The organism is Ruegeria sp. YTSC192, assembly GCF_059609705.1.
In genome coordinates, this window is record NZ_JBXWMG010000007.1 from 200,876 (window position 1) to 220,510 (window position 19,635).

Annotated in this window: 19 protein-coding genes; 8 read left to right on the plus strand and 11 right to left on the minus strand. The window is 59.0% G+C overall.

Annotation, left to right across the window (positions count from 1 at the left end; all coding sequences use genetic code 11):
• Nucleotides 1-11: 11 nt before the first annotated feature.
• From AC2FD8_RS12325 to AC2FD8_RS12355, 7 genes are all read right to left on the minus strand, one after another.
• Nucleotides 12-992 carry an alcohol dehydrogenase catalytic domain-containing protein gene (locus tag AC2FD8_RS12325; protein WP_496856505.1) on the minus strand — a complete coding sequence of 327 codons (981 nt, stop codon included), beginning with the start codon at nucleotides 990-992 and terminating at the stop codon, nucleotides 12-14.
• The gene (locus AC2FD8_RS12330) at nucleotides 989-1,747 is read right to left on the minus strand and encodes an SDR family NAD(P)-dependent oxidoreductase (RefSeq protein ID WP_496856507.1); all 759 of its coding nucleotides are present in this window, start codon (nucleotides 1,745-1,747) and stop codon (nucleotides 989-991) included. Before AC2FD8_RS12330 ends, AC2FD8_RS12325 begins: the two co-directional genes overlap by 4 nt.
• A 4-nt stretch (nucleotides 1,748-1,751) precedes the next feature.
• Nucleotides 1,752-3,059, minus strand: a complete 1,308-nt coding sequence (hisD, locus tag AC2FD8_RS12335; RefSeq protein WP_496856509.1) for a histidinol dehydrogenase — start codon at nucleotides 3,057-3,059, stop codon at nucleotides 1,752-1,754.
• A gap of 10 nt (nucleotides 3,060-3,069) precedes the next feature.
• Entirely contained in the window at nucleotides 3,070-4,398 is a 1,329-nt protein-coding gene (locus tag AC2FD8_RS12340) for a TRAP transporter large permease (protein ID WP_170643943.1), read from the minus strand.
• 11 nt (nucleotides 4,399-4,409) lie between these two features.
• Nucleotides 4,410-4,925 (minus strand): TRAP transporter small permease, encoded by a 516-nt coding sequence (locus tag AC2FD8_RS12345; RefSeq protein ID WP_496856511.1) that lies wholly within the window; start codon nucleotides 4,923-4,925, stop codon nucleotides 4,410-4,412.
• A 115-nt stretch (nucleotides 4,926-5,040) separates the two neighbouring features.
• Nucleotides 5,041-6,186, minus strand: a complete 1,146-nt coding sequence (locus tag AC2FD8_RS12350; protein ID WP_496856513.1) for a TRAP transporter substrate-binding protein — start codon at nucleotides 6,184-6,186, stop codon at nucleotides 5,041-5,043.
• Between the two features lie 22 nt (nucleotides 6,187-6,208).
• On the minus strand, nucleotides 6,209-6,448 hold the full coding sequence (locus tag AC2FD8_RS12355; protein ID WP_496856515.1) for a hypothetical protein: 240 nt from the start codon (nucleotides 6,446-6,448) through the stop codon (nucleotides 6,209-6,211).
• A gap of 97 nt (nucleotides 6,449-6,545) precedes the next feature.
• Between AC2FD8_RS12355 and AC2FD8_RS12360 the strand changes: the two genes are divergently transcribed.
• The gene (locus AC2FD8_RS12360; RefSeq protein WP_496856516.1) at nucleotides 6,546-7,601 is read left to right on the plus strand and encodes a LacI family DNA-binding transcriptional regulator; all 1,056 of its coding nucleotides are present in this window, start codon (nucleotides 6,546-6,548) and stop codon (nucleotides 7,599-7,601) included.
• 92 nt (nucleotides 7,602-7,693) lie between these two features.
• Here AC2FD8_RS12360 and AC2FD8_RS12365 read toward each other — a convergent pair whose 3' ends face one another.
• Genes AC2FD8_RS12365 through AC2FD8_RS12380 form a run of 4 tightly spaced genes read right to left on the minus strand, consistent with a single transcriptional unit; the run spans nucleotide 7,694 to nucleotide 12,805 of the window.
• Nucleotides 7,694-8,638, minus strand: a complete 945-nt coding sequence (locus AC2FD8_RS12365; protein ID WP_496856518.1) for an ABC transporter substrate-binding protein — start codon at nucleotides 8,636-8,638, stop codon at nucleotides 7,694-7,696.
• A 41-nt stretch (nucleotides 8,639-8,679) separates the two neighbouring features.
• The gene (locus AC2FD8_RS12370) at nucleotides 8,680-9,687 is read right to left on the minus strand and encodes an ABC transporter permease (protein ID WP_496856519.1); all 1,008 of its coding nucleotides are present in this window, start codon (nucleotides 9,685-9,687) and stop codon (nucleotides 8,680-8,682) included.
• Nucleotides 9,684-11,210 carry a sugar ABC transporter ATP-binding protein gene (locus AC2FD8_RS12375; protein WP_496856521.1) on the minus strand — a complete coding sequence of 509 codons (1,527 nt, stop codon included), beginning with the start codon at nucleotides 11,208-11,210 and terminating at the stop codon, nucleotides 9,684-9,686. The genes AC2FD8_RS12370 and AC2FD8_RS12375 overlap by 4 nt, the downstream gene beginning before the upstream one ends.
• Before the next feature lie 41 nt (nucleotides 11,211-11,251).
• Nucleotides 11,252-12,805 carry a UxaA family hydrolase gene (locus AC2FD8_RS12380; protein ID WP_496856548.1) on the minus strand — a complete coding sequence of 518 codons (1,554 nt, stop codon included), beginning with the start codon at nucleotides 12,803-12,805 and terminating at the stop codon, nucleotides 11,252-11,254.
• 83 nt (nucleotides 12,806-12,888) lie between these two features.
• Between AC2FD8_RS12380 and AC2FD8_RS12385 the strand changes: the two genes are divergently transcribed.
• The 7 genes from AC2FD8_RS12385 to AC2FD8_RS12415 all read left to right on the plus strand — a co-directional run bounded on the left by AC2FD8_RS12385 (nucleotide 12,889) and on the right by AC2FD8_RS12415 (nucleotide 19,500).
• Nucleotides 12,889-13,626, plus strand: a complete 738-nt coding sequence (locus AC2FD8_RS12385; protein ID WP_496856523.1) for a GntR family transcriptional regulator — start codon at nucleotides 12,889-12,891, stop codon at nucleotides 13,624-13,626.
• A complete protein-coding gene (locus AC2FD8_RS12390; RefSeq protein ID WP_496856525.1) occupies nucleotides 13,623-14,675 on the plus strand; it encodes an aldo/keto reductase in 1,053 nt (350 codons plus the stop codon). The genes AC2FD8_RS12385 and AC2FD8_RS12390 overlap by 4 nt, the downstream gene beginning before the upstream one ends.
• Nucleotides 14,665-15,093: an RbsD/FucU family protein gene (locus AC2FD8_RS12395; RefSeq protein ID WP_496856527.1), complete on the plus strand. Its 429-nt coding sequence runs from the start codon at nucleotides 14,665-14,667 to the stop codon at nucleotides 15,091-15,093. Before AC2FD8_RS12390 ends, AC2FD8_RS12395 begins: the two co-directional genes overlap by 11 nt.
• Nucleotides 15,090-15,920: an amidohydrolase family protein gene (locus tag AC2FD8_RS12400; protein WP_496856529.1), complete on the plus strand. Its 831-nt coding sequence runs from the start codon at nucleotides 15,090-15,092 to the stop codon at nucleotides 15,918-15,920. Before AC2FD8_RS12395 ends, AC2FD8_RS12400 begins: the two co-directional genes overlap by 4 nt.
• A gap of 1 nt (nucleotide 15,921) precedes the next feature.
• Nucleotides 15,922-17,034 carry a fumarylacetoacetate hydrolase family protein gene (locus tag AC2FD8_RS12405; RefSeq protein WP_496856531.1) on the plus strand — a complete coding sequence of 371 codons (1,113 nt, stop codon included), beginning with the start codon at nucleotides 15,922-15,924 and terminating at the stop codon, nucleotides 17,032-17,034.
• A gap of 12 nt (nucleotides 17,035-17,046) precedes the next feature.
• A complete protein-coding gene (locus AC2FD8_RS12410) occupies nucleotides 17,047-18,549 on the plus strand; it encodes an aldehyde dehydrogenase (NADP(+)) (protein WP_496856533.1) in 1,503 nt (500 codons plus the stop codon).
• Nucleotides 18,550-18,657: 108 nt separating this feature from the next.
• Nucleotides 18,658-19,500 (plus strand): fumarylacetoacetate hydrolase family protein, encoded by an 843-nt coding sequence (locus AC2FD8_RS12415; protein WP_496856535.1) that lies wholly within the window; start codon nucleotides 18,658-18,660, stop codon nucleotides 19,498-19,500.
• Nucleotides 19,501-19,635: the final 135 nt, after the last annotated feature.

A 19,635-nucleotide genomic window follows, 5' to 3' on the forward strand; every position in this document is an offset into this window, starting at 1 on the left:
TTGTAGTCTCCTCAGGCGTCAGGTTTTAGAATGATTTTCGGGGCCGCGACACGCCCTGCCAGAATGTCTTCGAAGGCTTGCGCGCCATCTGACAACGGGCGGCTTTCCACCCAGTCCAGCGCGCCCAGCCTGCCCTCGAACATGGCGGCGGCGGTGTCGCGGAAATCTTGTGCGGTATAGGTGTAGGTGCCGATAAAAGTGATTTCCTGCAGCGTCATGCGACGCACATCCAGACCCCCGGTGTCTTCACCCAGTCCGATATGCAGAACCACGCCTCCGGGTGCGGCAACCGCCGAGGCCACCGCCCGCGTGGCTGCAAATCCGACGGCGTCCACAACCAGCGGGGCTTCGCCCTCGACCTCTTGCGCGACCTTCATCCCGCAGGTGGTGGCAAGGTATTCTCGACGGACGTCGTTTCTTTCGACGATCACGACGTCCTCGAACCCCATCGCTTGCAGGGACAAAGCGGCAGCGACACCGATCGCTCCACCGCCGATGACCAGCGCGCGGCGGGGTTCCGATGGATGCAACACCTCGACACCAAGCCGGGCCGCATGCCAGCCAACGGCGATGGGTTCGGCCAGTGCGGCCTTGGCCAGTGAAACATCGTCAGGAACCGTGACCAGATTGGCTTCAGGAATCCGAACAAGCTCGGCAAAGGCGCCCTCGCGCGGGGGCATCGAGATGATCTGGCGCTTGGGACACAGGTTCTCACGCCCGGACAGACATGCAGGGCAGGCACCGCAGGTGACCAGAGGGTTGATCGTCACACGTTCACCTGCGCGGGGTCCGTCAACGATGGTGCCAGCCGCTTCGTGCCCAAGGATAAGAGGGGCCGGGCGACGGTTGTCGTGACCCAGATAGGCATGCATGTCCGAGCCACAGATACCCACGCTTTCCACCCGGATCAGCGCTTCGCCCAGCAGTGGGGTTGGGTCCCTGGTCTCTTCATAGGAAAGGGCCTGAACGTCGGTATAAACAAGAGCTTTCATTTGGCGGTGAACCCCCCATCCAGCATCAGAATTTGGCCAGTCACATAGCGAGAGGCTTCTGAGCACAGAAAGATCAGAGGCCCGTCAAGATCGTCGAGTTCCCCGTTGCGCCCCATGCAGGTCAGGGCCGCGTTTCGTGCGGCCCGTTCGGGATCTGCAAAGACCGCTGCTGTCAGTTCGGTCTCAAAAAAGCCCGGACCAATCGCATTCGCGGTAATCCCAGAAGACGACCACGCCTCGGCCATTGCACGCGTCATTTGGGCCACTCCGCCTTTTGATGCGCCATAAGGCAGACCGTTTGGAAAGGCCCGGAAGGATTGCAGTGAGGCAAAGTTGACGATCCGCCCCCAGCCTTTTTCCTTCATGGCCGGAACAAAAGCCTGGCTCAGGAAGAACGGGGCAGACAAGTTGACTGCAAGCGTCGCATTCCAAATATCCGGTGACAGGTCCTCGGCAGGCAGTCTGGGGTTGAGGCCCGCAGCGTGAACAAGAATATCCGGCGCGCCGAAAGGAGCGGAGATTTCGCGCACCAGTTCCGGCAGGTTTTCAAGGTCGGCAACATCGCCAGCAACCCCGGCCACGTCGCCATCCAACTCGTCGGACCAGCTTGCCAGTGCCTCGGCGCGGCGAGCCACGCCCACCACCTTGGCACCAGATTTTGCCAAGATAGTGGCCGCCTGCCGCCCAAGGCCGGAACTGGCACCTGTCACCACGGCCACGCGGCCGCTAACGCTGAATAAACCAGATGCGGACAAGTGCTTAGCCTTCCGCCGTCAGGGTGAATTCTTCGTCCGGGAAGTACTTTTTCAGGCGGATGTCAGCCGTGCGTGCGTGGCCCTCCATGCCTTCGAGGCGTGCAATCCGTGCGGTCGCTTCGGCTACGGGCTTAGCACCTTCGCGAGTCGCGCGCTGCCAGGTCACGATTTTCATGTACTTGTGGACACTCAGGCCACCTGTGTAGCTGGCCGCCCCCGAGGTCGGAAGAACGTGGTTTGTCCCTGCCGCCTTGTCACCAAAGGCCACGGTGGTTTCTTCGCCCAGAAACAACGATCCATAGCAGCTGAGGCGATCCAGCCACCAATCCAGATCCTCGGCCTGCACCGTCAGGTGTTCGGGGGCGTAAGTATCGGAAGTTGCTGCCATTTCCTCGCGGTCCGCGCACAGGATGACCTCTGCGTAATCGCGCCAGGCGGCGGTGGCATTGTCACGGTTTACTTCCGGCAGATCTGCAATCAGCTCTGGCACCAGTTGCATGACCTCTTCGGCCAGGGCGCGATCATCGGTGACCAGCCAAACCGGTGAGTTATAGCCATGCTCGGCCTGCCCCACGAGATCGGCTGCAACCACCATCGGATCGGCTGTTTTATCGGCCAGGATCAGGCTGTCGGTCGGGCCGGCAATCATGTCGATGCCGACACGGCCAAACAGCATCCGCTTTGCCTCAGCCACGAACTGATTTCCCGGACCCACAAGAATATTGGCCTTGGGCAATCCAAACAGACCAAACGTCATCGCTGCAACGCCCTGAACACCGCCCATGGCCAGGATTTTGTCTGCCCCACAGATATGCGCCGCATAGATGATAGCAGGCGCAATACCCACATCGGGACGTGGTGGAGAACAAGCGACGATGTTCTTGCACCCAGCGACTTTCGCCGTGGTGACGGTCATGATCGCACTTGCGATATGGCTATATCGCCCTCCGGGCACATAGCAGCCCGCGGCATCCACCGGAATTGCCTTTTGACCGGCGATAAAGCCCGGCACGACCTCGGTTTCAAAGTCCTTGACCGTGCCCAGCTGCGCCTCGGCGAATTTCTTAACGTTGGCGTGGCTGAACTGGATGTCCTGCTTCAGCTTTTCGGGTACCAGAGCCGACGCCGCCTCGATGGCTTCAGCGGACAGCAGGATTTCGCCATCATAGTTGTCAAACTTCCGGGCATAGGCCATGGCAGCCTCATCCCCGCCGGCCTCGATTTCATCAAGAATGTCACGGACGATTTTCTTGGTTTCCGAAGCATCGCTTTTCGAGGTCAGCGTCGCTTTTTTGAGATATTCTCTCGGCATTGATTGCTTCCTACTTGTAGATATCTGGCAGAAGAACGGTCGAGATCGTCGGCACGTAGGCAATGAACAGGGTGACGATCAGCATGAACAGGACGAACGGGATCGCGCGATAAGCGATCTTCAGGATCGACTCACCCGTTATTCCTGCGACCACGAAAAGGTTCAGCCCCAAAGGTGGCGTGATAAAACCAACGCCCAAAGCGGTGATCATCATGATGCAGAACTGGATCTCGTTCATGCCGATGTCATCCGCCAACGGCTTCAGGATCGGCGCGAGGATCACGATGTTCGGCGTGGTTTCCATAACGCAGCCCGCTGCGATCAGGATGCCGACCATCATCAGGATAAGGACAAGTGGTTCGTCACTGACCGAGGTGGCGGCTGCCACAAAGCCTTGCGGGACACCGATGATGGCCAGTGCTTCGGCCAAGGGGGCCGAAAAGGCGATGATTGGCAGAATGACCCCGTTCACCTTGGCTGAACTGACCAGCATCGCGGGAAAATCGCTCAGGCTCAGAGTGCGCAGGATGAACCCCATGACGATCGTCACCACCACGGCTGTAGCGCCTGCTTCGGTCGGCGTCAGACGACCTGAAAAGATGCCGTAGAAGATGATGCCGGGCACCAGAAAGGCATACCAACCGGACTTCAGAGCTTTGCCTAGCCGCGAGAAGTATTCGCCCATGCTGATGTTGCCACCACCTTCCCAGCCCTTGAGGCGGTTCATGATGATGTTGGTGGCAAGAATGGACAGAAGGATCGCGATGCCGGGGATCAGAGCGGCCAGGAACAGTGTCGAGGCAGAAATCCCCAAAACAAGGCCGATGATGATATAGGCGATCGATGGCGGGATAAGGATACCGGTACAGGCACCAGCCGCAACAAGAGCGCAGGCATAAGGCCGGGGGTAGCCGGATTCGACCAGCCGGTCGATCGTCATGCGGCCAACAGCTGCTGCCCCTGCGGCGTCCGAGCCCGAAATCGCGGCGAACATACCGCAGACAAGCACCGTGGCTGATCCAAAGCCGCCCTTGGCGAATTGTGTTAGAGCCTCGGCCACATCAAGAAATTTTCGACTGAGCCCGGTTCTGACGAGGACGTCGCCTGTTAAGATGAACAGCGGCACAGCCGTCAGCGCGAAAAAGTCGATGCCAGAGAACAGCTTTTCCCCGACGAGGCTCAAAGGCAGAGCCCCTGACCAGACAAGCATCAGGATCGCGGCCGAGCCGATGGCGGCCCAGACGGGAACGGCAAGTGCGACAAGGACGACGAACAGGATGACCGGGCCATAAAAATCCCAGCCGAGAATAACGGATTGATCGAGTTGGTTCCAAAGCATGTCCAGCCCCCTCAGTCGAACAGTTTGTCGCCTTCGTAGACAGGACGACCCGCACGAAGGTCCGCGATGTCGCGGAGGATGGATTGGAAGAGGCGCAACAGAACCAGTGCAAACCCGATTGGAACGGCCATCAGGAACCAGACACGGCTGATGCGCAGCCCGTCTGTCACGGATCCAAATTTTGCGGAAACGTGGACCGTTTCATAAGAATAATAGAGCGCCACGACCGACACGGCGACCATCACAAAATCGCCGAAAAGATACAGCAACGCCTTAAGACGTGGGCTGACGTAGTGCATGATCACGTCAATGCGGATATGGCCGCGTTCACGAACCGCAGCAGCAGCGCCGATCCACGCGAGGTAGATGAAAGAGTATCGGACGATTTCCTCGCCCCAGATCGAGGAATAGGACAACAATTCGCGCCGAAGTACCTCGATGAACATCGTTGCCACCAGCATCGTGTAGAACACGAGCAGCAGCCAGCGCTCGGCATTCCGGTTCAGTTCTTGCAGTATTCTTTGCATGCAATCCTCCCGTTAACCGGCACCTCAAGGGCGGCCGGCAGCCGGATTTCCAAGTTGTCGTCAAATCTGTGGGGCGGCAGGTTAATGTGCCGCCCCTGAAACGCGACCAAGCGTATCAAGCATCGTGGACGTAGTAGCGCCCTTTCGTGCCAGCCGCTTCTTCCAGCTTGGTAAAGTTGTCCATGGAACCGGCCAGTTCGACCTTGAACTCGTCCCATTCGGACAGTTGGTACCCGCCCGCAGCCTGCCATTCCGCCAGCTGATCCTCGCTCAGGCTGTGGAACTCGACACCTGCCTTGCGCAGCTCCGCCATTGCGTAGGTGCGAGCAGACGGAACCTTGGCCAGGTTCTGATGCGATGTCAGTTCGCCTGCGAATTCGATACCGTCCTGAACGTCCGACGGCAGCGAGTTGAACCATTCCAGATTCATCGAGTAAATCTGGCTGTCCGGCACCGCTTGGGTAAAGGTGACATGGCTCAGGATGTCCTTGAAGCCAAATACAAAGAGCGCGCCAACCGACGGGTCCAGAGCATCTGCAACGCCCTGCTTGATCGCCGAAGGCGTTTCACCCCAGGCCACCGGCGTCGGGTTTGCGCCGACCATGCGATAGTACTGCTGCAGCATTTTTGATCCGGGCACGCGGAACTTGACCCCCGCCATGTCGCCGGGTGTGATCACGGCGTTGCCGCCTTTGCGCACGGCCACAACGCGTGGATCGATATTGATGTAGAAAAGCGCCTTGAAACCTGCGGCTTCGATCTTGGGGTGTACTTCGGCTTTCCACGCATCCGAGGTCACAAGGTTGGTGAAACGCTGGTTCGAGCCACAGAAATAGGGCATGTTGATCAGGTCAGCCGCGCTGGCATAGGGCGCGAAATTCGACAGGGAATGCTGCGCACATTGGATGGTGCCAGCCTGCACCGCTTGCACCAGGGCGCCACCGGCCCCAAGCTGGCCACCCGGCGCCAGCTTGACATAGACCTTGCCGTTGGTGGCGTTCTGGATGTTTTCCTTCAGGTCCAACTGCATGATCGGATAGCTGCGCGACGCACCCAAGACATACGCTGTCGCAAGGGTCATCGTGAATTCCGCTGTATCCTCGCGTTCACGCTCTTCCTTGGCGGTTTGCGCTGCGGCCTCGCTGGACCACAAAGTCCCCGCAGCCCCCGCTACCAGTGCCGCAGTGAAGCTACCGCTTCCTGCAAGCTTCAAGAAGTTTCGGCGCGAAGCCGAAGCCAATTCCTGCTTATCACGATCCATGTTTTCCTCCCTATGGGTCATGTTATTTATTGTTTTTTGATTTTGCGGCCGTTTCTTTGCTGAGCGTGACGACAACGAACGCGAGCGATGCCGCGAACAGCAAAATCATCTCTCCTACGTCGCCCAGAAATTGGCCGTAGCCAAAGGCACCCGCAACAACGTTGGTCAGGAACGCCAGAAATAGCGCAATGGCCGCGAATATGAACATTGCCAAACCCCTCCACATCGATTCGAATTCACTGTAAGCGCTTACATTTTGCATTGCAAGCGCTTGCAATGTACCTGTAGTGGCACCCCGGTTGACCTCGCGATCCGAAGAGCGCAAATGGAGCGTCAAACCCACAAGTGTATTTAGGTAGATGACGAAGGCACCTTTTCCAGACTCGCCAATCAAGGACTCGGCGAACTCACCAACGCTGGAAGACGTTGCGCAACGTGCAGGCGTTTCGACTGCGACGGTTTCAAGGTGCCTCAACAATCCCAAAATGGTGTCCGAGAAAACCCGCGAACGGGTCCTAAGCGCGGTCAAAACACTTGGCTATACTCCGAACTTCGGAGCTCAGGCCCTTGCTGCGAAACGCACCAGAACGTTTGGTGCCATTGTCCCGACGATGGAAAACGCCATCTTCGCACGTGGCCTGCAAGCCTTTCAGGAAGAACTTCAGCGGCACGGCATCACCCTTCTCGTCGCCAGTTCGTCCTACAACCCCGAGCTTGAAGAAGAACAAATCCGCAGCCTTGTAGCACGCGGTGCAGATGCGTTGTTGCTGATTGGTTTTGACCGAACTCCGCAGGTTTATGAGTTCCTCAAGAAACAACGTATCCCGTGTGTAGTTGCCTGGGTCTATGATCCTGACCAAACGCAACTGTCCATCGGGTTCGATAACCGAAGCGCGATGCAGGCGCTGACAGAACAGGTTCTTGACCTTGGGCATCGCTCCATTGCCTTTGTCACGGCAGAGCGCGAGGGCAATGACAGGGCTCGGTTGCGCTGTGAGGGCGTAAAGCAAGCAATGCTGTCTCGGAATCTGGATATCGGAAACCTGCATGTCATCGAAACGCCCTACTCGATCGACAACGGAGCCCGCGCCCTTGAGGCGGCGATGGAACTGAAACCCAGGCCGACTGCGATCATGTGTGGCAACGACGTGCTTGCCGCCGGGGCACTCAGGCAGGCCCGAAAAATGGGGCTTGAAGTGCCGCGGGACGTGTCCATAACGGGTTTTGATGATATTGAAATAGCAGAGATCGTAACACCGGCCCTGACAACGGTTCACGTTCCGCATCGCAACATGGGCGTGGGGGCCGCCCGTATGCTGGTTACTTTGCGAAAAGCAGAGGAGCCGGTGTCAAGTGTGCAGCTCAAGGCGACGACAAAAATACGCGAGTCACTCGGGCCCGCACCCCAAGCCTAGGACACATGGCCAATAGTTGACACGAGCTGCCTCTAGAACATCCGGCCCACCCAGTAAGGGCAGGCCGGACAGTTCATCGTGAGTGGGTGGTCTCAGTCGTACAGGACGGCCGCGATTTTCGGATCGTCGATGTTCGAGGCATCGTAATAGTAGAAGCCTGTGTCGATGAGGGTCGGCACTTCTTCCCCGTTCAGGGCGGAAACGGCAGCTTTGACGGTTTCATAGCCGATTCCAACGGGGTTTTGCGTGATCGCACCAGCCATTAGACCGCTTTTGATCGCGTCTTTCTGCGCCTTGCCGCTGTCATAACCGATGATGACCAGACCTTCGGTGCCCAGTTCCTGAACCCCATTCACAACACCAATGGCCGAACCTTCGTTGGTACCGAAGATACCATTCAGATCTGGGTTCGCGGTCAGGATCGCCTTGGTCACCTCGGTCGACTTCAGGTGATCACCCTGTCCGTATTGAACCGTGACGACTTCGATATCGGGATATTTTTCTTCGATACGGTTCACAAAGCCATCACGGCGGTCGATACCGGTCTGGCTGGTCTGGTCATGCGCCACAACGGCAACCTTGCCTTTACCGCCAATCTTCTCGGCCATCTTGTCTGCAGCAAGACCCGCCGCCGCAAGGTTGTCAGTGGTGGCGGTCGAAAGCGGGATGTCGCTGTCGACGCCGCTGTCAAAGGCAATGATCGGAATACCTTTGTCGTTGGCCTGTTTCAGCAGCGGGATCGCCGCCTGGCTGTCCAGCGCCGCAAAGCCGATGGCCTTGGGATTGTTGGCCAGGGCTGCTGCCAGCATGTCGATTTGACGGTCCACCATGGTTTCGTTGTCGGGACCCTCGAAGGTGATGGTGACGTTAAACTCATCCGCCGCCTGCTCGGCCCCGGACTTCACCGCCTGCCAGAACTGGTGCTGGAAGCCCTTGGATACCAGCGGGATATAGATTTCTTCGGCAGCTGCCATCGAGGCGGGGCCTGCCAGGGTGGCCGCACTCAGCGCCCCCAGAATGAAACGACGTGAAAACATGTTTTTTCCTCCACAGTTGGTCGTTCTAAGATTGGTAGTTTTCAACCGGATTTCTTGCGCCGTGCCATGTCGGCATAAACAGCCAGAATGATGATCGCGCCGGTAACAACGGTCTGCCACTCCTGCGCGACGGACAGGACCCGCAGCCCGTTGGTCAGCACTGCCATGATCAAGGCGCCGATCAATGTGCCTAGGATCGTGCCGCGACCGCCCGAGAGCGATGTGCCACCGATGACAACCGCCGCGATGGCCTCAAGCTCGTACCCAAGGCCCAATGCGGGCTGTGCCGAGTTCAGACGCGAGGCGATCAGGATGCCGCCGATGCCGCAGATAGCTCCGGCCAGCGCATAAATGCGGATCTTCCACATATCGGTGTTGACGCCCGACAGGCGCACCGCCTCTTCGTTTGACCCCAGCGCAAATGTATAGCGGCCCAGAACCGTGCGCCCCAGAATATACGAGGCGGCGATGGCAACGATGAACAGGATCAGCACGCCGTTAGGGATGGGTAGTGCGGGAAAAACCTCTCCGATCAGCGATCCGCGCGAGATCTGGTCAAAGCCCGGCGTGTCGTTGAAATAGATCGGCCGCGTCCCCGAGATCACCAAAGACAGCCCTTTGAGGATCAGCATCATGCCAAGTGTGGCGATAAATGGCGGGATTTTCATCTTGGCGACGAATGTCCCCGAACACATGCCACAGAGCGCACCCGCCGCAATTGCGGCGACAACACCCACCAACAACGGCATGCCCAAATAGGTCAGCACGACACCCGCGATCACGGCGCAGAAAGTCATCAGTGTGCCGACCGACAGGTCAATCCCGCCGGTGATGATCACCAGGGTCGCGGCAACAGCCAGCACCCCATTGACCGAGGTCGCCTGCAAAATCGCAATCATGTTCGAGGTTTGCATGAAGTTCGGTGACGCGATCGAAAAGCCGATAAGCAGCGCGATCAGGCTCGCGAAGGCCAGTAGTTTCTGGTAGGCACCGCTTTCCGACAATCCCCCAAGGGGCTTTTTCTTGTCGATATCCGTAGCTGTGGTCATTGCATTGTCCCTGTTACCTGCATCGCCGCCGCGCGTTGCGTGGCCAGATGCATGATGTCTTCTTGTGTGGTGTCTTTTCCGCCGGGCAGAATGCCGGTCAGCCGGCCTTCGCACATCACGGCGATACGATGGCTAAGGCGCATGATCTCGGGCAATTCGGACGAGATCACGATGATCGTCTTGCCCTGCTCAGCCAGCTCCTCGAGCAGTTTGTAGATTTCGGATTTTGCACCGACGTCGATGCCCCGTGTGGGTTCATCGAAGATCAGGATATCGCAATCGCGCAGCAGCCATTTGGCGATGACCACCTTTTGCTGATTACCGCCGGACAGCAGCCGAACCTCTTGCACATCCGATGGCGTCCGGATGCCCAGCTGCGCGATATAGCCCTTGGCGGTGGTACTGATTTCGCCGTCGTTCAGAACGCCGCCGGTGCTTGTGAAAAGATCCATCGAGGCCAGCGCGATATTGTCCCGCACATTCATCCCCGTGGCGAGGCCGAAATGCTTGCGATCCTCAGATAGATACCCGATCCCCGCTTTCACGGCATCGGTTGGCGATTTGATCGAGACTACCTGACCATGCACCCGGATTTCTCCGGCATCTTTTGGATCAGCGCCGAAGATTGCTCGCGCGACCTCGGTCCGGCCAGCGCCCATCAGACCGGCAAAGCCAAGTATCTCACCTTTCTGAACCGAAAAGCTGACATCCTGAATCTCTTTGCTGCGGTTCAGGCCCGTGACTTGCAGAGAAATCTCTGCATCGCCCAGATCGGGAACGTCTAGGGGCTCCTCATTCACTTCGCGCCCCACCATCATTGCGATGATCTGGCTTATCGGGGTCTCTGCGGCACCAACCGTGCCCACATATTCCCCGTCGCGCATGACCGTGACCCGGTCCGAGATCTGCTTTAGCTCGTCCATTTTGTGGCTGATATAGACGATGCCCACACCCTCAGACTTGAGGCGGCGGATGATGACGAAGAGCTCGGCGATTTCGGCGTCGTTCAGAGCTGCGGTCGGCTCGTCCATGATTAGAACTTTCGACCGGAAGGACAAAGCCTTGGCGATCTCGACCATCTGCTGTTTTGCAATGGTGAGGCTGCCAACCAGAGCCTTGGGGTCGAGGTTCAGGTTCATCGAGGCGAAGATCTCGGCCGTTTGCGCATTCAGCGCGGCTTCGTCCAGACGACCAAAGCTTTTGCGCGGTTCGCGTCCGATGAAGATATTCTGCGCAACGGTCAGGTCATTCATCAGGCTCAGTTCCTGATGGATGATACCGATGCCCAGATCCTGCGCCTCGCGCGGGGTGGTTGGGCTAACGGATTTCCCTTCGATCACCAGATCGCCGCCGTCGCGCTGATAGATCCCCGAGAGGATCTTCATCAGCGTGCTTTTCCCGGCACCGTTCTCGCCCATCAGCGCGTGAACTTCACCCGGAAACAGATCGAACTGCACGGATTTCAGCGCATGCACACCGGGGAAGTGCTTATCAATCCCCGTCATGTCGACCAGTTTCGTCATTTCTCCTCCCATTCTGCCCCTCTCCCCAAGGGCGGTGCGGCTTACATCACCGCGCCGATTTGCCAGGGGACGAATTCCACGCCCCCAAAGCCAAGTTCCTCACTTTTAGTTTTCTCGCCCGAGGCGACACGGATCAGTATCTCGAACAGCTCTTCGCCCTTGGCCTCGATGCTGACACCATCGGTGACGATGTCGCCGCAGTTCAGATCCATGTCGTCGGCCATCCGGGCATACATTTCCGAGTTGGTCGCCAGTTTGATGCAAGGTGTCGGCTGATAGCCCGACACCGAACCGCGCCCGGTGGTGAACACAATCAGGTTCGCGCCTGATGCCACCTGCCCCGTGACCGAGCATGGATCAAATCCGGGGCTGTCCATGAAGACGAACCCGTGTTTGTCCACCTTCTCGCCGAACTTATAGACATCGCGCAGCGGGGCCGTGCCGCCTTTTGCGACAGCACCAAGCGATTTCTCCAGAATGGTCGTCAGCCCGCCGCGCTTGTTGCCGGGGCTTGGGTTGTTGTCCATCTCGCCGCCATTGCGCGCAGTGTAGTCTTCCCACCAGTGAATGCGCTCGATGAGCTTTTCGCCCACTTCGATGGTCTCGGCGCGGCGCGTCAAAAGATGTTCAGCCCCGTAAATCTCTGAGGTCTCAGACAATATTGTTGTGCCGCCATGGCGCACCAGCAGGTCCGAGGCATACCCAAGGGCCGGATTTGCCGTGATCCCGGAATACCCGTCCGACCCACCGCATTGCATTCCAACCGTGATCGCGCTGACGGGCGCAGGCGAACGCTGCGCCTGATTGGCCAGTTCGGCGATCCCCCGCAGCTCATCCAGCCCGCGTTCGATGGTGCGGCGCGTGCCGCCCTCGTTCTGAATGGTCATGTAACGCAACGCGCCGTCGGGCCGGATCGGGCGCCCGCCGACAAGGTCTGCGACCTGCATGACCTCACATCCCAGCCCGATCAGCAGGATACCCCCAAAATTCGGGTGCTGCGCATAGCCGGACAACGTACGGAACAGGGTGGCGTAGCCTTCGTCCTTGCTGGACATACCGCAGCCGGTGCCATGCACGATCGGCACAATGCCATCCACATTGGGAAAACTGTCCAGCAGACCGGACCTCTCGGCCGCTTCGGCAATGAACCTTGCCACCGAACCCGAGCAATTCACGCTGGTCAGGATGCCAATATAGTTGCGGGTCCCTACCCGACCGTCGGCACGGTGATACCCGTCAAACGTCCGACCTGCAGTCAGCGCCGGCAGCGGAGTATTGGAACTGGCATAGGAATAGTCCTGTTGATGCGCGCCCATCCCCAGATTGTGGACATGGATGTGATCCCCCGGTGCGATGTCGCTTTTGGCCTGCCCAATGATCTGGCCGTAGCGGATGACATTTTCGCCAGCCCGAATCGGCATCGTCGCAATCTTGTGTCCGCGGGCCACTTGCGAGGTCAGAGGTGTCGGCACATGTGACGGCTGCTCGCCCACCTGCAAGTCACGCAGGGCAATAACAATATTGTCATCAGGGTTCAGCTGAACGACGTCCCGCGCCGCCCTTTCCAGAACATTTTTGCCATCGTGCGCTTGCATCACTTCCCCGCTTGCTTCGCTCATGTTGCTACGTGTTAGACTCCCTCTTGTCAACTAACATGTTAGAATGTTAAACCTAGCGTATGAACAAGATCGAAGATATTGATGTCTCTCTCCTGCCCGAGATTGCGGCGATCGAGGGATCGCTGGCGCAGCGGGTACACTACTCTTTAAAAGCGGCAATCCTTGCGCTGGATTTTCCGCCGGGCGCGAAGCTTCGGAAGGCCCCGGTCTGCGAGCGTCTGGGCGTGTCGCGTGCGCCTGTTGCCGACGCCATCACCCGGCTAGCCTCTGAAGGTCTGGTGGATGTGATTCCGCAATCGGGGACGCGCGTGTCCTATTTCTCGATGGACGAAATTCGCGAAGGCGCTTTTCTGCGTGAGGCATTGGAGCTGGCAACCGTCGCCAAAGTGACGCGGGACCTGACCGAAGATCAGCGCAAACGCCTGAGCCGCAACATGCGCCTGCAAGAGCTTTTGATCGAAGATGAAGATATTCCGGGCTTTTATCAGGCTGATGAAGAGTTTCACGGCATGCTGATGGACTTCACCGGTTTTCGTCGCCTCGCCAACGTGGCGCAGAACGTGTCCCTACAGGTGAGCAGGGCGCGGATGCTTTTGCTGCCGACCCCCGGACGGATTGCAGAAACGCTTGCGGAACACAAAGCCATCTTTGACGCGATTTGCAGCCGCGATGAACAGGCCGCTCAGGACGCAATGCGCGTCCATTTGGGGCAGTTGATGCCGCGCATTGAGGAACTCAGGCAGCAAAAACCTCAACTTTTCAATCTTACCCAACAACCGCATAGCGAGGCAGGATGACCGCTTCAAAAACAGAATTGCTCAACAACCGCACCGCGCGACCCGTTCCGCTGACCCGGATGGGATTTGGCGGTGCCCCGCTGGGAAACCTGTACCGCAAGGTTTCGGATGAAGACGCGCAGGCGGCGCTGCAGGCCGCTTATGATGCGGGTATTCGGTTTTTTGATACCGCACCGCAATACGGCCTTGGGCGATCCGAGCATCGCTTTGGCGAGGCGATTGCCCGCTTTGGGCGCGAAAATATCCAACTGTCCACCAAGATCGGGCGTCTGCTGCTGGACTGCGAGCCCCATGAGGTCACGCCCGAGGCTTTTGTAGACGTCCCGCAGAAACGGATCGTTTTCGACTATACCTATGACGGCGTGATGCGCTCTTATGAGGCCAGCCGCGAACGGATCGGCGTTGCGAATGCCGACATCCTTCTGGTCCATGACGTCTGCGTGTTCAGCCAGGGCAGTCAGGAAATGTCTGACGCCAAGGTCCGTGAGCTGTTCGACGGCGGCGGCTACAACGCACTTGTCGAGCTGCGCGACGCCGGAGAGATCGCCGCCATCGGTGCAGGCGTCAACGAATGGCAGGTGTGTGAAAAACTGCTCGGTCTGGGCGATTTCGACGGCTTCCTGCTGGCCGGTCGTTATACGCTGCTTGAACAAGAGGCGTTGGACAGCTTCCTGCCCCTTTGTGAAAAGCGCGACGTGGGGATCATTCTGGGCGGGCCCTATAACTCTGGCATCCTCGCGACCGGAGCGGTGCCGGGGGCAAAATACAACTACGCCGATGCGCCCGAGGAAATACTGGAACGCGTCCGCAGGATCGAGGCGGTTTGCACTGCGCATGACACACCTCTGATTGCGGCGGCGCTGCAATTCGTGCTGGGCCATCCTTGTGTCAAAACAGTCGTGCCGGGCGCTGTCAGTGCCGCCGAGGTGCAATCCAACGTTTCGCTGCTGGAACGGGACATTCCCGCAAGCCTCTGGTCTGATCTGCGGTCCGAGGGGTTGATCCGGTCGGACGCCCCTCTCCCGAGGGAGGATGCAAATGCTGCGTAACATCGACCCCATTCTGTCGCCCAGCCTTCTTCATGCGCTCAGGGCTATGGGTCATGGCGATGATATCGTACTCGCCGATGCGAACTTTCCGGGTACAAGCACCGGCCCGGATTGCATCCGGGCGGATGGTTCCAGTGCCAGTGAGGTTCTGCGGGCGGTGCTGTCCGTGATGCCGCTGGATACGTTCGTGAGCGATCCGGCCCTGACCATGCAAGTGGTTGGCGACCCGGACGCATTTCCCGAAGCCGTTGCCGATTTTCAGGACATCATCGACGCGACAGCGGACAATCCCGCCAAGATTCAGGGACTTGAACGGTTTGCCTTCTATGAGCGAGCGGCAAACGCGTTTGTCATCGTTCAAACGGGTGAACGCAGGCTTTATGGCAATATCATCCTGAAAAAAGGCGTGATCGGATGAGGATTGACGCGCATCAGCACTTCTGGGCCGTGGCGCGGGGGGACTATGGCTGGCTGACGCCTGACTTGGGCGTGATCTACCGCGACTTTTCCCCTGATGATCTGGCGCCGTTGCTGAAAGACGCCGGGATTGACGGCACCGTTCTGGTGCAAGCCGCGCCGACGGTGGCCGAGACGGAATATATGTTGTCCTTGGCCGATGAGACCCCATTTATCAAAGGTGTTGTGGGTTGGGTCGATTTTGAAGCCCCGGATGTGGTGACTCAGATCGCGGCGCTGGATGCGCACACTTCGCTGGTCGGTCTGCGCCCGATGATACAGGACATTGCCGACCCGGACTGGATGCTCGGCGACGCTCTGACCCCCGCATTTACCGAACTGACAGCAAGGGGACTGACGTTCGACGCATTGACCTTGCCGCAGCATCTGGGACCGCTCAGAAAGCTGCTGGCCCGCCATCCGGACATGAAGGTTGTCATTGATCACGGCTCCAAGCCGTTGATCCGGGACGCAATACGCAAGGGATGGGCCGAGGATTTGGCAGCGTTGGCCAGTGAGACCAACGCATGGTGCAAACTGTCCGGCCTTGTCACCGAAGCGGCCCCTGATTGGGCCGTCGATGATTTGCGACCTTACGTGGACCACCTTCTGAACACCTTCGGCCCGTCGCGCCTGATCTGGGGCAGCGACTGGCCGGTTTGCACATTGGCCAGCAGCTTTGAGCGCTGGCTGGAAACCACAGACCTTTTGCTGAGCCAGCTCAGCCGCTCTGAACGCGATGCCGTCATGGGTGGCAACGCCGCGCGGGCCTATAACCTCAGGGATTGATATGACACTTCCAAATCTGGACACCAACGGGCTGTGGCTCGGACGTATCGAGCGCGCCGGGATTGGCCCCTGCGTCGTCACCTTGCGGGATGGCCGTGTGGTCGACATCACATCGAAAGTCGCACCAACCGCTCGGGATATCCTTGAGCGGGACGATGCAGCAGGCTACGTCCGTACGGCGCAGGGCGAAGACCTAGGCCCATTGGACGGGGATCATCAATGGCTCGCGCCGTGCGACCTGCAAGCGATCAAAGCTTGTGGTGTCACCTTTGCCGGTTCAATGGTCGAGCGCGTGATCGAGGAACAAGCCGCAGGCGATCCAGCCAAAGCCGAGGCGATACGGTCGCGCATCGGCGCGCGGATTGGCGACAGCCTGTCCAATATCACGCCCGGCTCGGATGAGGCCGCAAAAGTCAAAGAGGCGCTGATCGAAGAGGGCCTCTGGAGCCAATACCTTGAGGTCGGGATCGGACCGGATGCCGAAGTATTCTCCAAAGCCCAGGTTTTATCTTCGGTCGGCGCGGGCGCAGATATCGGGCTGCACCCGATTTCCACCTGGAACAACCCCGAACCCGAGGTGGTTCTGGCCGTAACTTCAAGCGGCGAAATCAAGGGCGCGACCTTGGGCAACGATGTGAACCTGCGCGATGTCGAGGGGCGCTCGGCCCTGTTGCTCAGCAAGGCCAAGGACAACAATGCCTCATGCGCGATCGGCCCAATGATCCGGCTGTTCGACGATGGCTTCACCCTCGACGACGTGCGCAAGGCCGAGTTGACGCTGACTGTCACAGGGGCGGACGGGTTTGTTCTGAACGGTGCGTCTTCGATGTCCCAGATCAGCCGCGATCCGGCGGATCTTGTGAAACAGACGATCGGACGGCACCACCAATATCCGGACGGTTTGATGCTGTTTCTGGGCACGCTCTTTGCCCCAACCCAGGACCGCGACACGCCCGGAGGCGGCTTCACCCATAAACTGGGCGATATCGTCACCATCGCCAACAGCCAGCTTGGGGCGCTGACAAACACGGTGCGCCTGTCCACGGAATGCCCTGAATGGACCTTCGGGACCTCACACCTGATGCGAAACCTCGCCCAACGCGGCCTGCTTTAAGAGAGAACGAAAATGTTGACTGGAAAACACCTGATCGCTGGCGAATGGGTCGGCGCAGACGCCACTTTTGCATCGGAACCCGCCCATGGTCCCAGCCATGACTTTGCCATAGGCACGCCCGCACTGGTCGACCGTGCCGTAGACGCCGCCGAGGAAGCTTTTGCCTCGTTCGGTTGGTCAACCCGGGCCGAGCGCGCCGCGTTGTTGCGCGAAATTGCAGACGAGATTGACGCACGTGGCGATGCGATCACTGAAATCGGAACGCAAGAAACCGGCCTGCCCGAGGCCCGTTTGCAAGGCGAACGTGGCCGTACCGTCGGTCAGCTGCGATTGTTCGCCGATCACATTGAGGCGGGCGACTATCTGGATATGCGCCACGACCCGGCCATGCCCGACCGCGCGCCCCTGCCCCGCCCCGACCTGCGCATGATACAGCGCCCGCTGGGGCCCGTGGCTGTGTTCGGCGCGTCCAACTTCCCGCTGGCCTTCTCGGTCGCGGGGGGCGACACGGCGGCTGCTTTGGCCGCAGGATGCCCGGTTGTGGTCAAAGGCCATTCAGCACATCCCGGCACGGGTGAAATCGTCGCGCAGGCCATTGATGCCGCCATCAAAGCAACCGGCGTTCACCCCGGCGTGTTCTCGATGGTACAAGGCGGCAAGCGGGACGTGGGAACGCGTCTGGTGCAGCATCCCCTGATCCGGGCGGTTGGGTTTACCGGTAGCCTTGCAGGTGGTCGTGCCCTGTTTGACCTCTGCGCACAACGTGACGAACCGATCCCGTTCTTCGGCGAGCTTGGCTCGGTCAATCCGATGTTCATCCTGCCGCAAGCCGCCGCTGCGCGCGGGGCTGAAATCGGGACCGGCTGGTCTGGCTCGCTGACCATGGGTGTTGGTCAGTTCTGCACCAATCCCGGTATTGCGGTCATCGTTGATGGCCCCGAGGCGGATGCGTTTCAATCCGCCGCCGAAGCTGGCCTGTCCGCAGTGGCCGAGCAGACCATGCTGACTGACGGCATCGCCGAAGCCTACCGTCAGGGGGTTTCACGCGTCGCGGCGGGCAGCGGGGTCACTCAGATCATGGGCACCAGCTGCGCAAAACGCGATGCTGCGCCCTGTCTGTTCACGGTATCCGGCGATGGCTGGCTGACCGATCACAAACTGCAGGAGGAGGTCTTTGGCCCCCTCGGCATCGTTGTCCGCGTCCGCGACACGGCTCAGATGCAGCAGATTGCCCGCGCCATCGAAGGCCAATTGACCTGCACATTGCATTTGGATCCGGGCGACAAAGCCGACGCGCAAGCGTTGCTACCGTTGCTGGAACGCAAGGCCGGGCGCCTGCTGGCCAACAGCTTTCCCACAGGGGTCGAGGTCTGCGATAGCATGGTTCACGGAGGTCCCTACCCGGCATCGACAAACTTCGGCGCGACCTCGGTAGGCACTTTGTCGATCCGTCGTTTCCTGCGGCCAGTCTGCTATCAGGACATTCCCACCGATCTGCTGCCCGAGGATGTTTAGCGCCGCCGAACGCACCTTGCGACTTTCAGAGCATTTCAGCAGAAAAACCATCGAACAGCCGTTACCCTAAGCGGCGGCAGAACGATCAAAGCAACGAAGGAAATTGATATGAAACTGCTCCGTTATGGCCTAAAGGGCGCTGAAAAACCTGGACTGCTTGATGCCGAAGGTACGATCCGTGATCTCTCGGGAGCGGTCGCTGATATCTCGGGCGAGGTGCTGGGGGATGAAACGCTTGCGCGGTTGCGGGCGATTGATCCGGCCACGCTGCCAAAGGTCGAAGGCACCCCCCGCATCGGCGCGTGTGTCGGTCAGGTTGGCAAGTTTATCTGTATCGGCCTGAACTACGCGGATCACGCCGCCGAAAGTGGTATGGATCTGCCACAAGAGCCGGTGATTTTCTTCAAGGCCACTTCGGCGATCATGGGCCCGGACGATTCCGTCGAAATTCCGCGCGGGTCGGTCAAAACCGATTGGGAGGTCGAACTGGGCGTCGTCATCGGGAAAGAGGCCAAGTATATCCCGGAAGACCAAGCGCTGGATCATGTCGCAGGGTACTGTGTGATCAACGACCTGTCCGAGCGTGATTTTCAACTCCATCGCTCGGGCCAGTGGGTAAAGGGCAAGTCCGCCGATACCTTCGGTCCCATCGGCCCCTGGCTGGTGACCCGGGATGAGGTCTCGGATCCGCAAAACCTGCCGATGTATCTTGAGGTGAACGGGCATCGCTATCAGGATGGTTCGACCAGAACGATGCATTTCGGTGTTGCGACGGTCATTTCGCACCTGTCGCAATTCATGTCGCTGCAACCGGGCGACGTGATCTCGACCGGGACGCCTCCGGGCGTTGGCATGGGGCAAGATCCGCAAATCTACCTGAAACCCGGTGACAAGATGGAGCTTGGGATCGCTGGGTTGGGTGTGCAACGACAAAGTGTCGTCGCCGGATAACCGGTTGCGCCCATTCAAAGGGCCAATAGTTAAGCAACAAAAAAGCGCCGCCTTTTGTTTTGGCGGCGCTTGTTTTGTTTGTGTTTATAGCGCTTCGGGTTTTACCCGAAGCGATATAGGCGCGTTTATTCTGCG

Bases quoted from the DNA above. Each gene is read 5' to 3' on its own strand.
- AC2FD8_RS12380 (WP_496856548.1), bottom strand. From the start codon at position 12,805: ATGCAAGCGCACGATGGCAAAAATGTTCTGGAAAGGGCGGCGCGGGAC.
- AC2FD8_RS12350 (WP_496856513.1), bottom strand. From the start codon at position 6,186: ATGGATCGTGATAAGCAGGAATTGGCTTCGGCTTCGCGCCGAAACTTC.
- AC2FD8_RS12370 (WP_496856519.1), bottom strand. From the start codon at position 9,687: ATGACCACAGCTACGGATATCGACAAGAAAAAGCCCCTTGGGGGATTG.
- AC2FD8_RS12345 (WP_496856511.1), bottom strand. From the start codon at position 4,925: ATGCAAAGAATACTGCAAGAACTGAACCGGAATGCCGAGCGCTGGCTG.
- AC2FD8_RS12340 (WP_170643943.1), bottom strand. From the start codon at position 4,398: ATGCTTTGGAACCAACTCGATCAATCCGTTATTCTCGGCTGGGATTTT.
- AC2FD8_RS12410 (WP_496856533.1), top strand. From the start codon at position 17,047: ATGTTGACTGGAAAACACCTGATCGCTGGCGAATGGGTCGGCGCAGAC.
- AC2FD8_RS12390 (WP_496856525.1), top strand. From the start codon at position 13,623: ATGACCGCTTCAAAAACAGAATTGCTCAACAACCGCACCGCGCGACCC.
- AC2FD8_RS12355 (WP_496856515.1), bottom strand. From the start codon at position 6,448: ATGCAAAATGTAAGCGCTTACAGTGAATTCGAATCGATGTGGAGGGGT.
- AC2FD8_RS12385 (WP_496856523.1), top strand. From the start codon at position 12,889: ATGAACAAGATCGAAGATATTGATGTCTCTCTCCTGCCCGAGATTGCG.
- AC2FD8_RS12325 (WP_496856505.1), bottom strand. From the start codon at position 992: ATGAAAGCTCTTGTTTATACCGACGTTCAGGCCCTTTCCTATGAAGAG.
- AC2FD8_RS12360 (WP_496856516.1), top strand. From the start codon at position 6,546: ATGACGAAGGCACCTTTTCCAGACTCGCCAATCAAGGACTCGGCGAAC.
- AC2FD8_RS12405 (WP_496856531.1), top strand. From the start codon at position 15,922: ATGACACTTCCAAATCTGGACACCAACGGGCTGTGGCTCGGACGTATC.
- AC2FD8_RS12400 (WP_496856529.1), top strand. From the start codon at position 15,090: ATGAGGATTGACGCGCATCAGCACTTCTGGGCCGTGGCGCGGGGGGAC.
- AC2FD8_RS12365 (WP_496856518.1), bottom strand. From the start codon at position 8,638: ATGTTTTCACGTCGTTTCATTCTGGGGGCGCTGAGTGCGGCCACCCTG.
- hisD (WP_496856509.1), bottom strand. From the start codon at position 3,059: ATGCCGAGAGAATATCTCAAAAAAGCGACGCTGACCTCGAAAAGCGAT.
- AC2FD8_RS12395 (WP_496856527.1), top strand. From the start codon at position 14,665: ATGCTGCGTAACATCGACCCCATTCTGTCGCCCAGCCTTCTTCATGCG.
- AC2FD8_RS12375 (WP_496856521.1), bottom strand. From the start codon at position 11,210: ATGACGAAACTGGTCGACATGACGGGGATTGATAAGCACTTCCCCGGT.
- AC2FD8_RS12415 (WP_496856535.1), top strand. From the start codon at position 18,658: ATGAAACTGCTCCGTTATGGCCTAAAGGGCGCTGAAAAACCTGGACTG.